This window comes from Steroidobacter flavus (assembly GCF_042651805.1).
Classification (GTDB): Bacteria; Pseudomonadota; Gammaproteobacteria; order Steroidobacterales; family Steroidobacteraceae; genus Steroidobacter; species Steroidobacter flavus.
The window spans coordinates 833,981-852,495 of record NZ_JBHSDU010000014.1 but is presented as its reverse complement, the minus strand read 5'-3'; the positions used below and the strand labels follow the sequence as shown (position 1 = coordinate 852,495).

15 protein-coding genes are annotated in these 18,515 nt (G+C 61.2%); 9 read left to right on the top strand and 6 right to left on the bottom strand.

Going from position 1 to position 18,515, the window contains the following annotated elements; genetic code table 11:
- The first annotated feature begins 59 nt into the window (after positions 1-59).
- The 8 genes from ACFPN2_RS26305 (at position 60) to ACFPN2_RS26270 (ending at position 11,395) form a co-directional block, all read left to right on the top strand.
- Complete coding sequence (locus ACFPN2_RS26305) at positions 60-719, top strand: M23 family metallopeptidase (RefSeq protein WP_380602183.1); 660 nt, start codon at positions 60-62, stop codon at positions 717-719.
- 93 nt (positions 720-812) lie between these two features.
- The gene (locus ACFPN2_RS26300) at positions 813-1,595 is read left to right on the top strand and encodes a hypothetical protein (protein ID WP_380602181.1); all 783 of its coding nucleotides are present in this window, start codon (positions 813-815) and stop codon (positions 1,593-1,595) included.
- A gap of 4 nt (positions 1,596-1,599) precedes the next feature.
- Positions 1,600-6,858, top strand: coding sequence for a hypothetical protein (locus ACFPN2_RS26295; RefSeq protein ID WP_380602179.1), 5,259 nt, complete (start codon positions 1,600-1,602; stop codon positions 6,856-6,858).
- A gap of 155 nt (positions 6,859-7,013) precedes the next feature.
- Positions 7,014-8,429, top strand: coding sequence for a MotA/TolQ/ExbB proton channel family protein (locus ACFPN2_RS26290; protein WP_380602177.1), 1,416 nt, complete (start codon positions 7,014-7,016; stop codon positions 8,427-8,429).
- A gap of 6 nt (positions 8,430-8,435) precedes the next feature.
- Positions 8,436-9,197 (top strand): hypothetical protein, encoded by a 762-nt coding sequence (locus ACFPN2_RS26285; protein ID WP_380602175.1) that lies wholly within the window; start codon positions 8,436-8,438, stop codon positions 9,195-9,197.
- 1 nt (position 9,198) lies between these two features.
- A complete protein-coding gene (locus ACFPN2_RS26280) occupies positions 9,199-9,759 on the top strand; it encodes a hypothetical protein (protein WP_380602173.1) in 561 nt (186 codons plus the stop codon).
- 20 nt (positions 9,760-9,779) lie between these two features.
- Positions 9,780-10,391, top strand: coding sequence for a GyrI-like domain-containing protein (locus ACFPN2_RS26275; RefSeq protein ID WP_380602171.1), 612 nt, complete (start codon positions 9,780-9,782; stop codon positions 10,389-10,391).
- A gap of 131 nt (positions 10,392-10,522) precedes the next feature.
- Positions 10,523-11,395, top strand: coding sequence for an HpcH/HpaI aldolase/citrate lyase family protein (locus ACFPN2_RS26270; RefSeq protein ID WP_380602169.1), 873 nt, complete (start codon positions 10,523-10,525; stop codon positions 11,393-11,395).
- Here ACFPN2_RS26270 and ACFPN2_RS26265 read toward each other — a convergent pair.
- The 6 genes from ACFPN2_RS26265 to ACFPN2_RS26240 all read right to left on the bottom strand — a co-directional run bounded on the left by ACFPN2_RS26265 (position 11,392) and on the right by ACFPN2_RS26240 (position 17,559).
- Entirely contained in the window at positions 11,392-12,021 is a 630-nt protein-coding gene (locus ACFPN2_RS26265; RefSeq protein WP_380602167.1) for a GntR family transcriptional regulator, read from the bottom strand. The two genes, ACFPN2_RS26270 and ACFPN2_RS26265, sit on opposite strands and share 4 nt — an antisense overlap.
- Before the next feature lie 30 nt (positions 12,022-12,051).
- Positions 12,052-12,630 (bottom strand): cysteine hydrolase family protein, encoded by a 579-nt coding sequence (locus ACFPN2_RS26260; protein WP_380602165.1) that lies wholly within the window; start codon positions 12,628-12,630, stop codon positions 12,052-12,054.
- A 15-nt stretch (positions 12,631-12,645) separates the two neighbouring features.
- Entirely contained in the window at positions 12,646-13,842 is a 1,197-nt protein-coding gene (locus ACFPN2_RS26255; RefSeq protein WP_380602163.1) for a CaiB/BaiF CoA transferase family protein, read from the bottom strand.
- Positions 13,839-14,984 carry a CaiB/BaiF CoA transferase family protein gene (locus ACFPN2_RS26250; protein WP_380602161.1) on the bottom strand — a complete coding sequence of 382 codons (1,146 nt, stop codon included), beginning with the start codon at positions 14,982-14,984 and terminating at the stop codon, positions 13,839-13,841. Before ACFPN2_RS26250 ends, ACFPN2_RS26255 begins: the two co-directional genes overlap by 4 nt.
- Before the next feature lie 25 nt (positions 14,985-15,009).
- Entirely contained in the window at positions 15,010-16,221 is a 1,212-nt protein-coding gene (locus tag ACFPN2_RS26245) for an FAS1-like dehydratase domain-containing protein (protein WP_380602159.1), read from the bottom strand.
- A gap of 111 nt (positions 16,222-16,332) precedes the next feature.
- Complete coding sequence (locus ACFPN2_RS26240; protein WP_380602157.1) at positions 16,333-17,559, bottom strand: CaiB/BaiF CoA transferase family protein; 1,227 nt, start codon at positions 17,557-17,559, stop codon at positions 16,333-16,335.
- 109 nt (positions 17,560-17,668) lie between these two features.
- On the opposite strand from ACFPN2_RS26240, the gene ACFPN2_RS26235 reads away from it, so the two are divergent.
- Entirely contained in the window at positions 17,669-18,505 is an 837-nt protein-coding gene (locus tag ACFPN2_RS26235) for an HTD2 family dehydratase (RefSeq protein ID WP_380602155.1), read from the top strand.
- Positions 18,506-18,515 lie beyond the last annotated feature (10 nt).

Sequence of the window (18,515 nt, the reverse complement as noted above, 5' to 3'; positions counted from 1 at the left end):
ATTCCGAGTTATAGATCTTACAAGCAACTCCAGAACTAAGAAGAATCACGGAGATCCATATGGAGTTATTGGACACTAGCTCGCGCAGCCTGTTGTTAGCTGCGGTTCTGTCGCTACCCCTCTGTGCCTCGGCCGCCAACCCACCCGCTGTTTCTTGTCCGCTCGAGAAGGTCGCTGAGATTCGAGACAATGATGTTTGTGCCCTACAGGGTGGGGACTATCTGTCCAACCGACGCAGTGGAAAGATCCACGGTGCCCTCGATCTGAATGCTGCGGTCGGTGACAAGGTGCTGGCAACGAAAGCCGGCATCGTGGTCGTTGCCGCCGAAAAGTGGGCCGACATGGGCACCGCTGTCATCATCGATCACGGCGACGGCGGCTACACCGTCTATGGCCACCTGGACGAAGCCAAAGTGAAAAAGGGCGCCAAGGTGGTCGCGGGTCAGCAGGTCGGCACGGTCGGCTTCACTGGCAATTCCGACTGTCTGCAAAAGAACAAGCTGCCGCCGCACCTTCATTTCGGTTATTTGAATGCCGGCAAAGCCGGCCTGGCCCGAAGGGATTATCCCATCGCTGAAATCGAAAGATGGGGCGCCGCGTGGGAAGAAGCTTTCTACGGCGATGTGCTGGCGGTGGGTGTCCAGCATCCGCAGATGGCCATCGAAGGGTTGACCTGCTGGGCCAAGCCGCAAAAGAAACCGCCACCGAAGAAATCATAAGGACGGCGCTCACCAACGCGGCACCTTAGATCGCGACAAGAAGAATCGTCCGCCGCGCTCCCCGCGGGCCGTGGACGGCTACCGGGAGGAACTATGGAAGAACAAACATCCAGTAGCGGCAACAGTAGCAGCGACCAGCGCGAGAACCGTCAAGCTCCACGTTCGGACGGGGCCGGCTGGCGTGTGGCCGCAGGTATCGCCGTGGTTGCACTGATCCTTGGATTCCTCCTGGGTAGCTGTGTGCCTCATGCCTGGGACCGCGATACCACGGGAGGTGACGGCCCTGTCACGCCGAACGTGGTCGAGCCGGAGAAGTCGATTGTACCGGAGGTACCGAGCCTCCCGACGCCCGGCCCGAGCGACATTTCTCGAATCATGCTGCCGTTCTACGCCGCCGACGTAAACAATTGCAGCACCGCCGAGTTCGGCGACGGCGCTTTACTCGTGAAGGAATCTGAGGCCGTGCTCGAACTTCTGGCGGGCGGTCTGCAGTGGTGCGGCGTGGGGCAGGAAGTTGTGATCGATGTGCAGGGATTTTCCAGCCAGCGGGCGTTCGATTGTAGTACCCCCGAAATCTCAGATCATCTGAACATCGAGCTCGCCGAAGCACGGCGTCAGCAAGTCATCGGCAGAATCGAAGCGTATCTCACCGCGAACCGTGACAAACATCCTACTTCTGTCGTGCGCATCGAACGGGCCGGCGAACGCCGATGGCCCGGAGCGAACGACCAGGAACGGCTGGCGAACATGCGCCAGCAACTGGCGTTTCACGACAATGTAGACAAAGCCGCCGGGAAAACGCCTGAAACATTCACGCGCCGGGTGGACATCGTCGTCAATCGAAAGGGGCGCTGCGCGTCGGCCGGCAAGGAATGACCAGATGAAGCTCCTCGCTCGCGTCGCTTCGCCCGCGCGTTTGATAGTTGTCGTTTTGATGGGGCTCTTTGCGCAGGCAGCGGTTGCGCAAACGGCTCCTGGCTCATCTATCAGGGACGATGTCTATCGCGATGCCTGTCAGCTGGCTGCGCCACCGCTGCAGGCCGTGTGCACGACACTCACTCATCTCGACGACCAGGAAAGTGATGTTTTCGGGTTTGAGCGAGACGATGCGTCGGCCAGCGCGGCGCTCAGGCTCCTCGCCCGCCTGCTCATGGAGGAGAAACAGGAGCCGCAGGTCATTACGACAGCGGTGGTGAACGCGCTCGATCCGACGGGTTTGTCGTTTCTTTACTGCGCCGAACTGCGCAAAGTTCTTCCGGACGGCGAGGCTGATGTCGCCTGTGTCAGGCCGGCCTGCCTGATCTCGACCGACTTCAACTCCATCGCCAAGCAGTGCTGGCCGCTCACGGCGGGACGTCAGAAAGACGTGGCCAAGGTGGTACGCGACTTCCTCAAGACAAAAGAGGCTGAGACGTTCAAGTGCACGCCCACAGACCCCAAAGAAAAAGATCCTGTCTGCATCGGCGCGGAAGCCGCCGGTCTCGTAGTCAAAGTCGATCAGACACTCGCCTTCTTCCGCGCGATCCAGAAAGAAAAACTGCCTGAGCTGGCCGCCTGTAACAAAGGCGGCGACTCTGACAAATGCCACGAGGCGATCGTACAGCTCCTGCCGGAGCTCGCTCGCGTCTGGAGCATCGGCACGGTGCTCAGCGAGAGCCTGCGCCAATGGCCCGAGCTGGCTCCGATCATCGACGGCGACGGCGCAAACAAGTTTCAACCCGCATGGGCAGAAGTCGATAAACACTTGCCGGGTGCGGCGGACTTTGATGAAAAGATGGCCGCAACGTTTCCGTTCAACCTGGAGTTCGTGCGGGCTTTGCGGAATGCGCAGCCGGCCGTCGATGCCGCGAACGCCCGGATTGCGAAGCGCTTGAGCCGGGTCGTCATCGAACAGTTCCAGGCCGGCAAGAGGATTGCAGAGGCGGTGGCTAAGGTGGAGCTGCCGGCAGATTTGCAGCTGACCGCGGATCAGCGGAAGAGATTCGACGACTGCCGTGCGGCGATGGCGGAGTGGGCTGCGAAGAGCGTCGACCTGCAGCAGGTGGATGGAGGTTTGCAGCTCGCCGGCTTCGTTGAGGCGAATGCAGCATGCAAAGCGGAAGCCGAGAATGCTTTGTTTGCGGTGGCGCGCTCGGTGGCGAAGGTCGAGACTGCGCAGGCTTGTGACACCGGGCAGAGCATCACCCTTCTCAAGCAGGGATTTGCCGACTACTGTTTCAATGCGGAATCCAAGAAACCCGGGGTGGTCGGGCTGCGATTGAAATTTCGCCCCTGCCTGGATCTGGGCGATCAGCCGTGCGTGACCGTGGGACATTTGAGCCTGCTCATTCGCGCCACGTCGGATTCCAATCCGCTGGTGGTCGATTACCCGCTCGGCATTAAAGACATTCAGACGAGAGTGTCGGCAAACGCCGTGGCAGTGCTGTCTGTACCGCCGCAGGTTGCCTATGCGACGCCCGATCCCAAGCTGTTGCGCGAATCGTTGCAACGGCTGCTCCCGCCGGCATTTCGGATCACGAGCGTAGCTGACGCGAAGGTCGATCAGCAGCTCCTGGTCACCATCGAAGGAATCCAGATCGAGGCGGTCGGCGTAAAACTGCCCTTGATGTGCGCCAAGCTGGGGCCTAAGCGGATGTCTTTCGGCGCCGCGCCGGCGTGCAATGACCTTCGTGGGAACATCGACGACCTGGCGTCCCTGGCAAAACGCAAGCTAGCGAAACGGCTGGAGGCAAAGCTGCCAGTACTTGCCGATGTACCGGTTTTGTTAACAGCCGCCCAAGTTCTGATCAATGGCACCGACAAATGTCCGGCGAATGGCATCGCGCTCAGCGATGCCGCCATCGCGCCCGTCGAACAGACCTTGGCTCTTTGCGGTACCGCCACTATCGACTTGCCGGGTGCGAAAGCGCTGCCGGTAGCGATTCTGTGGCAATACGCCGGCGCCAACGCGCAACGCTGGCGCCTCATCGTGGATGAAAACAAAGCCCGAGCTGCCCTGCAGCCGTTGCTGCCCAATGGCATCAATATCGAAACGCTTTCGTCGAAGGATGCGAGCATCGTGGCGCGCGTCACGGCGCCCGGCGGATGTCGCAATACCGTCAAAGTGGATGTCACCAAGAACGGCGTGCGCACGAACGTCGATGAAGTCGCCGCGCAGCTCGGTGCATGCCTGGTGGCCGACGCGAACCTGCCGAAGTTGCCCGAATCGTTCACGCTGTTCGGTATCACTTTCGGCGCTGAAGGAGGCGGGCGGGCCTGTGCGACGCTGCCGGACCAAGAACAAGTTTGTATCAGCAATATCACCATGGATGGCGACAGGGCGGTGCTCGATAAAGCGGTGCTCGACGATAAGGGGCGGCTCGCTCGTTATCTGCAAACAAATCTCGACGCAGTGCTGCCAGGGGGCGTCATTACCGTTCGCGAGGTGCTGCCGAAACTCAAGGCCGATGTAGCCATTCCCGCGCTGGAGCCACTCGAGCTCGAGATCGAAGCTGCCGGGGCACAGTTCGAGCAGGCTGCCACCGCTGCTTTTCAGAGGGCAGCGACAAATATCGTCGCCGGCACGGAAGTCAATGTCGGGCCGGTGACGGTGGTCGTTAAATCGCTGGCGCCCACTAAAAAAATCGAGGAGCTGTCGTTGAACGTCGCGATCCAGTACGGATCGGAGTCGGTGGCCGCGGTCCTGCAGATTTTGCCGTCTCTGAAGCTGCAGAGCCCGTCGCTGGGCGACGCGCTGGTCGGGGTCATCAAGAAGTTCCTCGGCAACATCGAGTTGCCGAATGCCAAGCTCTATCTGGTCACCACGCCCGATGGGGTGCCTTTGATTCGTTGTGACGTCGAGCTGCCGGTGATCGTCGACGCGCTGAAGGCCGGCGGCACGATCGAATGGCGGCCGGGCAAGAACAGCGAACCGACTTTTGCGGGGCCTGTGACGCTGACCTGGGCAGGCTACACACCCATCTTCGCTGGCGTGGACATTGGAAACATCAGCGGCCAGTTCGACTACGCCAAGCCTGGAGATATTGTATTGAGCGCCAGCCTGGCGCTCACCAGCGGCGCAACGACGTCCAACATCCTGCGACTGACTGGAGAGTTGACTTATAAAAAGCCGAAAACCATTACAGCGGACACCGGTCTCTTTATCGCCAATAGCCGGCTGGCGCGTTCGACGACGGTAGTCGATCTCGAGAACTTCAGCGTCGAGTCGCAACTTGCGCCGGAAGGTGTGGCGTCATATCTGCCGCTGCCGCGTACCAAGGTCGGCATCTATGGGACTGCGTGCATGGCGAGCGGTAAGGCAACCGTAAAGCTTTTCAATTCGGTGGAGCTTGCCGACGTCGTGGCAGTCATCGTTCTGCCGGATTGCGCGACGGATATGTCGCTGCAGCGGGTCAAGCTGCTCGACCTGGACGCGAAGGAGTGCGAGAACGCGGAATCGGGATTGCTATGTGTCGCGGCTCGCATGAATGTCGTCTCGCTCTTCCAGGGGCGTGGCTTCGTCCGCGTGCCGCTCGGTTCTTTCAGTCCCGTGCTTGCGATCGGCGGCGATGCATTGGGCGCGCGTCTCGACATCAACGCGTCGTTGAAGCGCATCAAGGTGAAGGCGGATGTAAAGGTTCTGAAGGTCACGATCATCTTCCCCAGTGCCACCGGCATCGATGCCAAGGTGATCGAGAAGATTCTAAAGAATCTGCTGAAGCCTTCCATTGACTGGGACAGCATCAGAAGGGGCAAGATCGTCATCAGCTCCGATCAGGGCAAGGGCGGCGGCGAAGGTCCATCGCCCAACACTCCGCCAGGCCCGCCTGACACCACTCCCGCCAATGAAGTCGACAAACCGGGCGTCGGCCCCCCTGTCAACAAACCGACCCCAGGTTCCCCCGGCGTCGGATTGGCGTTCTCTTCGGGCAACCGCGTGATCCGCATTGCGAAGGATCGTCGGTTGCTGGTCAACGACTGGCCCTATCTGACCGACGTCATCGATCGCCACGGGACTCGTAGCTGGGGTTCTTACGAGGTCCGCGTTACAGAGCAAACGGCCGCGGCCATGATGGGACGCGGGCGTTATCTGCTGCCGAATGCGTCGGCATTCGAGCTGCCCGAGGGAATGTTTCTTCTGTTCTGTTCCAACTTGCCCTGTGAGGCCAGCCATCTTGTCGCACGTCGCGTGGAGATCGTTGGCATCGATTCGCAACGCGGCGAGCTGGAGAAATCGGTGTCTGTGAACTTCGTTTCCGGAAAACTCAGCGCTGAGTCTCATATAACCTTTGTGGGCGCATTGCCACGAGCGGCGCAGCTGGCGGCCTCGAACGGCAGAGCGTCGGAACTGTTCTGCACCGACTATGAGCCGTCGGATTGCCTTGCGGCGCTCCATCGAGTTCAAGGTGACAGCCAATGGAGATACTTCCCGCCGGGCCAGCCCGCCGAGGATATCGTCGCGGCGGACTCTCTCTGGGGGCGCGCGTTTCAGCTGTTGGGGTCGGAGAAAGCTGGCACTGTCATTGCGCAATCGATGTATCACGACGTAGCCGCGCTAAGCGTGATAGATAACGCGCAAACCCTGCGAGTGTTGCTCTCGCCGGCACTCCGTTGGCTGCCACCCTTGCGGACGCGTGCACGGCCGAAAACTCCGGAAATTCCAATCTCAACGGCGTTGCTGACCGTAGGCTCTACGTTGGGCCCGGGATATTCGGTCGAGCCCGTGGAGTCGTCGGTTCAAACTTGGCGTCATGCCGCTCCGTGGCGAGTCCCACCGCCCGAGTCGCCTCTCACTCGCGTCGTAGCCGCGCTTCCAGCTCCTGTCGCCAATCGAAAACTGACCATCAATGCCGGAGCGGAAGGTCGGCGTGCAGTAGCGGAGATCGTGGCGGACGCGAGCAGTTCGTTTATCTATTCAGTGCGCCAGCGCGGCAAGCTCTGCAGCGCCATGACTCAATCCGGCACCCAACTTGGCGCGACGCTGAACCTGTGGAGCCAGCCTGCCGATTTAAATAATGCCGCCAAAGGCAGGCTCAAAGGCGGAACGGACGCACCCGCGCTGCTGAGTACGTTGGCGACGCGGCTCGTGACCGAGCCTTTCGTCGCCCCGTTCCTGATTGATCCCTTGTTCCTGTTTTATGAGAACGGAAGCTGCCCATGAGACGAGCAAATAGCCAGGCGATTCCGAAGTTGACGTGGGGACGGTGGTTCCGGATCGCTGTCGTCTCGCTCCTCTGGGGCGGCTTGATCTATGGAACGGTGACGTACGGCTGCTACTATTGGGCGGTCGTACACGCCAAAACGGCGCCTGCGAAGTTGTTCGAGCATCTGGTCGCAGATGCGCCCGAGCAGACTGGCAAGGACGCGGCTAAAGAGCGCAGGTGGTGCATCACCAACAGAGGGAACGGCGTAGCTGGCAAGGACGGGGCGGGCACGTCATCGCCAGGCGAGCTGTTTGCGAGATCGATCGGCGTCCAGTTTTCAAAAGCGGACGATCCGGTTCTGGCGGCACTCAATCGCTCATTTCTTCAGCCGACAGACGCCATGGTTGACGTCGCTGCTTGCTTTCTGCGACCCGGGGATTCCAAAGGGTGCGAACCTTCAGTGCGCGAGAAGATGGCGATGGCGTTCGCCCGTCAACTCGTCGGCTGGCCAGGCGATACCAGGCACGATATCGAGACATTGAGAACCGGCTGGGACCCGCCAGCGTCGAACAATGATCAGACCGACGAGAAAATGGCCAAGGAGACCGCCGAGAAGTGCGCAACGTATGCAAGCGTTTTCCAGCGGCCTGGTTTTCTCGGGATGTTCTGGAAAAGAACGGAAGCCGTGACAGGGCGAGATCTCGCAATCCGTGTGCTCGGCGCAAATGCATGCACTCCGGGGGGAACAGAACCTGATGCCGAGGAGAAGCTGGCCCGATGCAGGGTCTTGCAGGGCCTGCTCGAGGCCGGAGCAGCGACCGAGAGGGTAAAACAGGGTCGAATGTGGGCGAATTTCTTCTGGGGTTGGGAGCGGCTCGCTGTCGTGGTGTTGTTTATTGCCCTTCTGAAGGGGATGAGCGAGTTGCACAGGCAACGTCAACCTCTCAAGACGCAGGCTGAACAGATCGCTGATTGGCTCCGTGAAGCTGAGCTTCGACTGTCGAAGGTGCGCGGCCCGTCGAGCGTCACCGACGCAACCGCTGAAGCGCGTGATCTCTACGGCCTGTTCAGAGCCGAATACGGCGTGGAGTTCGACGCTAAGAAGCACAAGAACTGCACAAAGGACGGCAACTTCGTTGCGGACGCCGACGGCCTGTGCGTGATCGATGGCAACAGTCCGACGGCGCTGCGCGATCTTCTAGACGCTAATCGTGAATGTGTCGGGGCGGCCGATCGTAGTCATCTGGAGAAGGTGGTAGAGCTGCACACGCAGGCACTCGCTCGGCAGCGTGCATTCATCAATGCGCTGGTGACAGCGTTTCCAGCCATCGGATTGATTGCGACGTTGCACGGTCTGATCGTGGCTCTGTCCCGGGCGAGCGGCATCGTCGCGGGCAACGAGTCGGATCGATTGTCGGCGACCGAGCTGGTCACTGGCGTGCTCAGCTCCAGCTTTGCAACCACCATGCTTGCATTGACGGGGATGGCGATCTGCATGCTGCTGAACACGCGCGAAGAGCATCGGGAGGCGGACTTGCTCGAAGACACGCATCGACGTCTCAACGCGGTGTTCTGGCCCGGACGGTAACGCTCGATGGCCAAGCACGAGTCGCCCTCGGCACTGCTGATCATCTCGGCCATCGATCTGTTGCTGGCCTCGCTGGTGTGCGGCGTGGTTCTGTTCGTTGCACTGGTGGGCGCGCACGGGCGTTCGAGCGATGAGCAGACGGGCGATGCGGCGCAAGCGCCGATTCCGATTACGTTGCTGTATCTCGTCGATCCAGTGCCGGGGGAGCCATCGTCCAACATCCAAGTAGCGAACGCAGCGCGGGTCGGCAAACCCCAGGATGCGAGTGCGGAGAGCCTGGAGCACTCCGGGTTCAAGATAGATGCAAGGATCATTAACTCGCGACACTGGCGCGGCGATCTATCAAGTCCGCCCCCGCCTTTTCGTGAGGACAAGTATCGGTGGGCGTCCTTTAAGTTAAATCCGGGAAAGAAGGCAGTCAGCATTGAGAATATTCCCACCGTGGCCTATGCGGCGGTTCATCTCGGCAAGCGCGGCAGCTACTACATCTGGATGCGCTGTGCCCAGGAGGGATGGAAACTCGATCTCGCGCTCGATCCTGTGACTGTCCTCGATGACACATGCGCGAACCGGTCAGACGCTAAAGGACTGAGACCGACCGAGGCACCACCTAAACCGTTCCTCATTGTGAGCGATCAGCCGGCGCCGGCCCCGGATTGGATCTTCCTGTCCCGATTGCCATCGAAAACGGGCGGCGCTGTTTCACAGTGGCACGGGCCTTCGGCCGACGTGCCTCTGGATGTGAGTACGGCCCTATTTACTTACTGATATGCGCGCATCCTTCGCTATTGCCATCGGTATCTCCGCCATCGACGCACTGTTGTGTGCGTTCACGGCGGTCACGGTTCTGGCCCTGGTGATCGTGTCGCCGACGACCGTACCGGGCGGATCGCTTGCGGACGACATCACGATGATTGAAGTGCAGAAGCGTGCTGACGGTGCCGGGCTCAGCACCAAGCTGCTGCTCGACATTCAAGGCCCGGGCAACGGGCAGGTCCTGCAGCTGGCGAGCGCGCCACGTTTCGTGCTCAAAAACGATCCGACGAATGCAGGCCTTTTCTCATCGAGCGCCGGCGCCATCGAATGGGCAGACTCGACCTGCGGAGAAAAACAGTGCACGTCCCATATCACAGTCACCGCCGCCCGCGGGCCATGGAAGGCACGATTCAGAGCGGCCGGTGATGCGTCTGCTGAGATCGGCAGCGAAGAGATTCGACTCGTCATTCGCACCCTGCCACAGCCCGGGCAGGCTTGCGATCGGAAGCTGTCGGTCACGAGCCCGGTGGGTTTCACGATCAAGTTCGGAGCGGACGCCGGCATCAGCTGCTAGCCTCGCGCTATCATGGGTCGATGAGCAAGATCGACCACAAAAAAGAACTCAAGACCCTCTACACCGCATCGGCCAAGACACCGGCGCTGGTCGACGTCCCGCCGCTCAACTATTTGAGGATCGACGGCACCGGCGATCCCAATACGTCCAGCATCTATACGAACGCTGTGCAAGCGCTGTTCAGTCTCGCGTACACGATCAAGTTCGCGGTGAAGAAGAGCCCAGCAGCGATCGACTACACCGTGATGCCATTGGAAGGGCTGTGGTGGGTGGATGACATGAAGCAGTTCAGCGTCACGCGCAAGGATGAGTGGAAGTGGACGCTCATGATCATGCAGCCCCCGATCGTGACTGAATCGCTGGTCGAGACTTGTCGCGCGAGTCTGGCTCGAAAGAAAGACCTGCCGGCACTGCCCCAGGTGGAGTTTGCGACCTTCGAGGAAGGCAAGGCGGCGCAGATCCTGCACATCGGACCTTTTACAGAAGAGGGCCCGACCATTGAAAAGCTGCATGCCTTCATCGAATCGCAGGGAGCGAAGCTGGCCGGCAAGCATCACGAAATCTACCTGAGCGACATCCGCAAGGCTGCCCCGGCGAAGTGGAAGACCCTCATTCGGCAGCCGTTCGAATAGAAGCGAATGCCGTCAATGTCAGCCCGTTGAGGCACGGACCCAATCGTCGGCGATGACTACTCGTTCGCGCCGTGACCGCCGACGTCGCTTCACGTCAAGAGTCGCGCGCGGGCGATGTGCGATGCTGAGGTATGAAGCTGTTCCGTTCGCTGTTGTTCGCGCCGGGGAATCATGCCCGGCGCATCGAGAAGGCCTTCACGCTGCCCGCGGATGTGGTCATCCTCGATCTGGAAGATGCCTGTCCCGTCGCGGAGAAAGTTGCCGCACGAGCCGCTGTCGTGGAAGCATTGCAGAAGCCGCGTGCCGCGCTGGGTTACGTCCGTACCAACGCACTGTCTACTGAGTTTGGCTACGGCGATCTGTGTGCGGTGGTACAGAAGGGCGTCGATGGCGTCGTGCTGACCAAGGTCGACGGGCCCGAGCAGATCAAGATTGCCGACTGGCTCATCTCACAACTGGAACGTGAGCGCGGCCTGGCACTAGGCTCGATCGATTTGATTCCATTGATCGAGACCGCCGCGGGTGTGTCGCATGCTGAAGCGATCTCTCGTGCCGCTGCACGCGTGAAGCGGTTCGCGTTCGGCGCCGGCGATTTCACAGCGGACCTGGGTGTGCGCTGGTCCCGGGAAGAAACCGAGCTCATCGCATTTCGCAGTTCGCTGGTGCTGGCCGCGCGGACAGCGGGAATCGAGCCGCCGATCGATCTGGCCTGGCTGAATACCAAAGATCAGGAAGGCTTCGGCAATTCGCTTCGATGGGCTTGCACCCTGGGGTTTCAGGGCAAGCTGTGCATTCATCCGGATCACGTCGAGCCGATCAACCGTGCGTTTGCGCCGACGGCGGAAGAGATCGCTCGCGCCCAGCGGGTCGTCGATGCATTTCGTGAGGCCGAGGCGCGCGGCTCGGCAGCTTTCGTGCTGGACGGTGCGATGATCGACTATGCGATCGTCCTGCAGGCCAATCGCACGTTACAAGCGGGGCAGCGAGCGGCGGGTCGAGCCTAGGGCGACTTTTTCAGGACGCCGAAGCCCGATTCGATGTGCTTGCGCATGGCCAGCACGGCGGCCGAGGCGTCTCCATCGAGCAGGGCGTTCAGAATTTCGTCGTGTTCTTTGGCGGCTTCGTCGCCGCGACCCTGGACCGCGTTGATCAGATCGAACGGATAGCGAGCCCACAGGATCTGCACGAAATGCAGGGTCTGGGGCATCTGCGCCACGTCGTAGAGCCGGCGGTGGAAGCGATAGTTGACGCCCCGCGCCGCGGGCCGATCGCCACGTTTGAACGCTGCTTCGAATTCATTGGCCAGCGCCCGCAGCTCGGTCAGATCCTGAGCCGTGACTTTTTCGGCTGTGCGCCGGATGAGCCTCGATTCCAGCAGTAACCGTAACTCCAGGACTTCTTCGGAGGCGGCCTCGTCGAACGGCACGACCGAGGCGCCCCGATGCGAATCGCCCGTCACATAGCCTTCGGCTTCCAGCAGCTTCAGTGCCTCGCGAACCGGCGTGATGCTCAGTTGCAGGCGTTCGGCGATCTCGGCCTGTTTGAGTCGCGAGCCGCGGGGGAACATTCCAGAAATGATTCCCTCCCGCAGGAAGTCCGCGACTCGTTCCTCTTTGGTTCGAAAGTCCATGCAGGGCAGTATAGCCGCAATTCGACGGGCTTATTCGAACGCCACCTCCGTGGAGGAGGAGAGCTTGCAGAACCGCTGGAAGGACTTGATGGCCCCCTCGTGCTCCTCGGTCGACAGGCCGCAGCAGGCGTCCTCGAGCACGATCATTTCATAGTCGCGGTCATGGCCTTCGCGGACTATCGCTTGCACGACTGCGTTGGTCGAAATGCCCGAGCAGTAGATGCGACGCACGCCGTGGGTCCGCAGGATCACCTCTAAATTGGTGCCGTAAAACGGGCTGACGCGATGCTTGACGATGTCGAAGTCGCTGGCCTGCTGGCCCAGATCGGGGTGGGTTTCGGTGCCCCAGGTGCCCAGCTTGAAGACGCCGTTCTTGCGGGCGCCGGAGAAAATCGGCGAGTTGGCCGGGCATTCCCGATAGTCCGGTGAAAAGCCGACGCGGACGAAGCCGATGGGCAGCTTGGCGGCGCGGGCTTTGTCGATAGCACGCCGCGTGTTTTCGATGATCCGGCGGGCGCGCACTTGCTCGCCATAGGCCGCCTTGCCATTCGGGCCGTCGGCGTGGACCAGGTCGTTCATCATGTCGAGCACGAGATAGATGCTGCTCACTTGGCAATCCCTCAGTTAAAGAATGACTTCGCGCTGCTCGAGATCGGCGCGCTGGGCCGAGCTCAGACCGAGCAGCTCGCCGAAGACATAGTCTTCATCTTCACCCAGGGCCGGCGTCAAGCGGCGGATGCCAACATCGGTGGTCTTGGAAAATCGTACGGGCGCGCCGACGGCGACGCGAGTCGGAATATCGGGACCGCTCACTTCACGAGTCACGCCACGATCTCGCAAATGCGGGTCGCGCGCGATGTCGGCGGTGTTCCAGGAAACATGCGCACAGACCCCGGCGCGTTGCAGCCGTTCGGCCATGCTGTCGGCGCTGGCGTTTTCCAGCCATTTAACGAGCAAGGCATCGAGCTCGGCGGAATGACGCACGCGAGCTTCGGCAGTGGCGAACCGAGGATCGGCGGAGGCCGCAGGTTGTTCCAGTGCGCGCACGAGCGCTTGCCATTCCTCGTCGTTGCGGACGGCGAGCGTCAACCAGCGGTCCGGTTCCCGAGTGGGATACACGCCGTGCGGAGCCATCGACATGTGACTATTTCCCGGTCGAACCGGTTCGATGCCCAAACTGGCCAGCACCAGCGCGTCGCCGATCATCGCCGAGGCGACTTCTCTCGCGGCCACATCGACGTGCTGTGCTTTCCCAGTCCGGCGGCGTTGATGAAGTGCAGCCATGACCGCTGCGGCGGCATGTAGGCCGGCGGAATGATCCATCACGTGTCGCATCTCGACCGGAGGGCCATCGCTGTAACCGCTCATCCAGCCGAGCCCGCCCCAGGCACCAAACAAAGGCGCGTAACCGGCGAAGTGCGAGTCCGGGCCGCTTTGCCCGCACGAGGACAAAGACAACAAAATGACGTCGGACTTCACTTTGCACAGCTCTTCGAAGCCGAGGCCCAGACGTTTCATCACGCCGGCGCGAAAGCTTTCGGCGGTCACGTCCGAGATTGCGACGATGCGCTTTGCCAGCGCCACCGCCTCGGGATGTTTCAGATTGAGTCGTACCGACAGCTTGTTGACGGACACTTGATCGAACGTCGCGGCGGTCATTCGCCCATACACCGCGTGCGGTTTGCGAAACGCGTCCGGTCGAGTCTTGCTTTCGATCTTGATGCACTCGGCGCCGAGCTGGCCGAGCAGTTGGGTGCAGAACGGCCCGGCCGCATGAATCGTGAAGTCGGCGATTCGCACGCCGCGCAGGGGAGCTGTCATCGGGGCAGCTCCCGATTCATCTCTCCCAGCTCCGGCAGGCGTTGACCCACTTGCAGCGGCGTCGAGCGGAATTGAAACGGCGCGACCAGTACTTCGGCCTGATCGTTACCATCGATGGCCAACGGAGCAAACAGGCCGCGCGAGCGTTCATGCTCGCCGTTGATCACATCCGCCGGTGTGCGGTACTTCGCGGCCGGTACGCCCAGCTGTTGAGCGCGGTGGACGATGTCGTCGACGTGATGCCGGCTCATCCATTCGCGAATGTGACCATTGATCTCATCGCCGCGTCGGCTGCGTTCCAGCGGATTGAGCAGTGCCGGATCCAGTGCCCACGCGGGGTGATTCAGCAGCTCGACCAGGCCTTGCCACTGGCGATCTTCCAACGTGAGTAATTCGACAAAGCCGCCTTGGGCTTCGAAGACGCCGCCATAGCGGAAGCGTCGGGTGCTTCGGTGTTCCAGCGAACCGTCTCCCAATCTTTGTAATGCGAAAGCGCCCACCGAGAGCACCGCATCCTGAACTGATACATCGACGTACTGACCGCCGGTCTCGGCGACCGACCACCACGCCGACAATGCTGAGAAAGCGGCCATGCAGCCGCCTTGATACTGAGCGAAATGACCGTAGATTTTCAGCGGCGGTCGATCCGGGAAGCGCTCGTGCGACAGGCCGTTCGGCAACAGAAATCCTTCGCCGCCGGCGTGGAGCAGATTCACTTCCTCGCCATCCCAATCGGCCTTGGGGCCGCTTGCGCCGAAGGGCAGCACGCTCACATGAATGAGCTTGGGAAAATATTTGGCGATGGCTTCCGGATCGAGCTTGCACGCCGCGCGCTCGCGGACCGGTGTGTCATCGATCAATATGTCGGCATTCTCCAGCACGCTCGCGAGCACGCTTTGACCTTCGGGCGACAGCAGATCGCACGTGAGGCTGCGCTTGTTCGGCGCCAGGAATCCAAACAATGCGCTGGGCCCGCCGTCGCCGACCAAAGGAGGGGCCGTTCGTAACGGCGACCCTTCCTTCGGCTCGAGCATCACTACAGTGGCGCCCATCGCGGCGAGCAGGCGTCCTGCATAAGCCGCCGCGACGGTACGTGAGCTCTCGACAACGCGACAACCCGCGAGTGGCAATCCATTGATCACGTGATGCCTCTCAAGCGGCTGAAGGTTAACGGATCAGCGGCAGCTCGAGATCGACGCCCGAGCCATCGATGAACGCCGGCAATTTCACATCGCGCGAGGGCAGGGCGACGGTCGCCAGGCCCGGGGTCGTCACTTCGCCGCGCTGATTCTCGGCGGCGATCTCGATGTCGACCAGCGCGGTCTTGTCCTTCACGTATTTGCGGACCACCTTGCCTTTGCAGAAGGTCGTGTCGCCGACGATGTTGAAACGACGCATTTCACTGCGCACGCGCTTGAGGATGCCGGCGTCGCCCATCCAGTTGGTGATGAGAGAGCACATCCAGGAGGAGCGCTGCGGGCCGTAATCGTAGGTGCCCGGCACGCCGACTTCTTTTGCCACCGACTCGCGATGATGGCCGATGCCGGTGTACTCGACGCCGCCGCCCGCCTCCGGGTTGCGGAAGAAATGACCGGGATGTTTCACCGCCGCTTGCAGCACCACGCCATGCGTATGACCGCGACCGCAACCGACCAGGAAGCCCATGGTGTCCATGAGCGACAGCGGTCCACGCGCGATGGTCGGCAGCTCTTCGCCTTCCTTCACATCTTCCCAATAGCGAACGGCGGAGCCACGGATGTTCTTGGGCTCATCGAGCACGATTTGATCGATGCGATCGCGTTGCTCGTTGGTGTACTGGTGCTGCTCGATATCTTTGTATTTGCCGGTGTCGCGCGCGGCTTTGCGCTCATGACGCGTGCACGTGCCCAAGGCGCGGGCGACCAGCTCGCTGCGCTGGTTGTAGTAGCAAGCCTCGACGTATTGCAGGACCAGGCGACCGGAGAACTTGCTCTCTTTCTCTTCCACGCCGACGACGCGCTCGATGGCAGTGATGCGATCGCCCGGGCGGACGTGACGAAACAGCTCCCAATCGTTGCCGGCATAGAAGCCGTGCACACCGGGCAGGCCCCAACGCGTGCGTCCCAACCAACCGAAGGCCATCGGAAACATCGGGTGGGCGAGCATCGTGCCGTACCGGGTCGAGGCGCCGTAGCCGATCTCGCGATAAAGCGGGTTCAAGTCGCCGATGCCGTTGCACCAGTTACGCAACGTGTCGGCGGTGGCGTCCTGGAGATACGGGCCTTCGGGACGAAGATGCAGGCCGATCATGGCCTTCGCATCGGCAATGGCCTGGTCGGTGATGCGGCCTTCGGCGGGCGCGGAACCGACTTCGGAGGAGGTGGGGGCTGGGTTACTCAAAGGACGTCTCCTGAATGGATAATGCAGAATGCATTCTTTTATCGGGCGGTGTCAACGACTGTTGCTCCTCAGGCGAGCGTCATCGGACGGCGGTTAACGGGAGGCCTGGGGTCAGCGCTCGTTACGAACGGGCGCCCAGGCGAAAGCATTCGGGGTCGCTTCTTGAACGGCGCCCGAGCTCAACATCGATCGATAGTCCTCCGGGGCGACACCGGCGGCGGCCAGCAACTCTGCTGTGTGCGCGCCGAGTTCGGGAGGAGGTTGGGTCGGCACGCCGTCCGAGCCGGCATGCAATCGAGGGAACTCGGGCACGGCGAACTCGAGCGTTCGTAGTGGAACGTCTCGCAGCTTGCCTGGCTGACGCGCTTGAGGTGCATCGAGTACGCGCTCGAGCGGCAACACTTCGGTGAAACCGACACCCGCCGACTTCAATCGGGCAGTCGCGGCGTCGAAGGTGTGCGTGGCCACGGCGGACTTCACCAAGTCTTCCACTTGCTCGCGCACTTTCTTTCGTTGACGCAAGGTGGCGAGGGCGTCGTCGATCGGCAAACTCATGGCCTGGCAAAACTTCAACCAATGCGTGTCTGTGAGCATCAACAAGTAGATCCAACGCTGATCGGAAGTTTGATAGGCACCGTAGCCGGGCATGCTGAACTCACCATGCGGTTCGCGCTCGGGGCGGCCCAAAAGCTGTGTTTTCAGCTGAATTCCTACGAGATCGCGCGAGGCGACGTGCAATCCCGTTTCATACAAACCGATTTCGACAGGCTCGGCCGCGATGTTCTTCTCGCGTGAGTTCAGCATCGAGGCGAGGATGCCAATGACGGCGTACGCGCCCGCGAACTGATCGTGATACGAAGGTCCGAGGCGGCTCGGACGTCCATTGATGCGATTCGCTTCCATCACACCTGTGGAAGCTTCGGCCACCGGATTGGAAGCGAGATCGTCTTCCTGAGGCCCGGCTGCATAACCGCGAATGTGACAGTAAACGAGTCGTGGATTGACAGCTTCGCAGTCCGCGCGCGTGAGCTTCAGCTTGCGTGCCGCCTTGGGGGAGAGGTTGTGGACCAACGCATCGGCGGTCTTCAGCAACTGACAAAAAGCCGCATGACCTTCGGGCTTCGACAGGTCGATGCAGACACTTTTCTTACCGTGACTGTAGGCGATGAAGGTGCCGCTCGGGCCACCACGAACCAGGCTCCGGGTTGGATCGCCGCTCGGCGGCTCGACCTTGATGACCTCGGCACCGAGCTGCGAAAGGATGTGGGCGGCGAACGGGGCGGCGAGCATGGTGCCGAGCTCGATGACCCGTCGACCGGCCAGGGGAGAGAGTTGCATGGCGATCTATTTGGCTCCGGGGGATTCCTTTTATATAGAATGCATTCTATATTGTTCCTAGGCAAGCGCTTCAGCGCTCGCTCCATGAATCGCATTGACGGGGGTGTGGGTGTCCACGGATCTGCAAGCCTGGATCGGCCGGGAACAGGAAACTGACGACCGGATTTCTGTGTCCGCGGCCCGGGCCATGGCCGCCACGCTCGATCTCGAGTCCGTCCCGGAAGCGGGACAGCCACTTCCGCCGGGTTGGCAGTGGTTGTTCTTCAATCCCACGGCGCGTGCCAGTTCACTCGGTGTGGATGGTCATCCTCAGCGCGGCGGTTTCCTGCCGCCCATCGAACAGCCGCGACGCATGTGGGCGGGCAGTCGTATCCGTTACTTGTCGCCATTGCCCATCGACGCGACAGCGAAACGGCGCAGTCGCATCCTCAAGATCGAGAGCAAGACCGGCAAGCGCGGCTCGTTGGTGTTCGTCACCGTTGAGCACACAATTGCTCGCGACGGCACGGTGTGCATCTCGGAGGAACAGGATCTGGTCTTTCGCGAGGCGACCACGTCGAGTGCCGATTCCCAGCCGCAGCGTTACGACGGCGTGGCGCAGTGGAGTCGCAGTGTCGTGCCGGATACGACACTCTTGTTCCGATATTCGGCGCTGACCTTCAACGGTCATCGTATTCATTACGATCAAGCCTATGCTCGCAACGAAGAGGGCTATCCAGACCTGGTCGTGCACGGACCGCTCACTGCTACGCTGTTACAGCAGTTCGCTGTGGAGCATGGTGGCGGTCGACGCCTCGCAGGGTTTGATTTTCGGGGCGTCGCTCCGTTGTTCGTCGGTCGCGCATTCCAGCTCGAAGGGCAGGCGGACGACGATGGCACATTGGCGCTGTGGGCGCGCGGGCCCGAGGGCGAGTTGGCGATGTCGGCCAAGGCGAGCTTCGTCTAGGCCGGTTTAT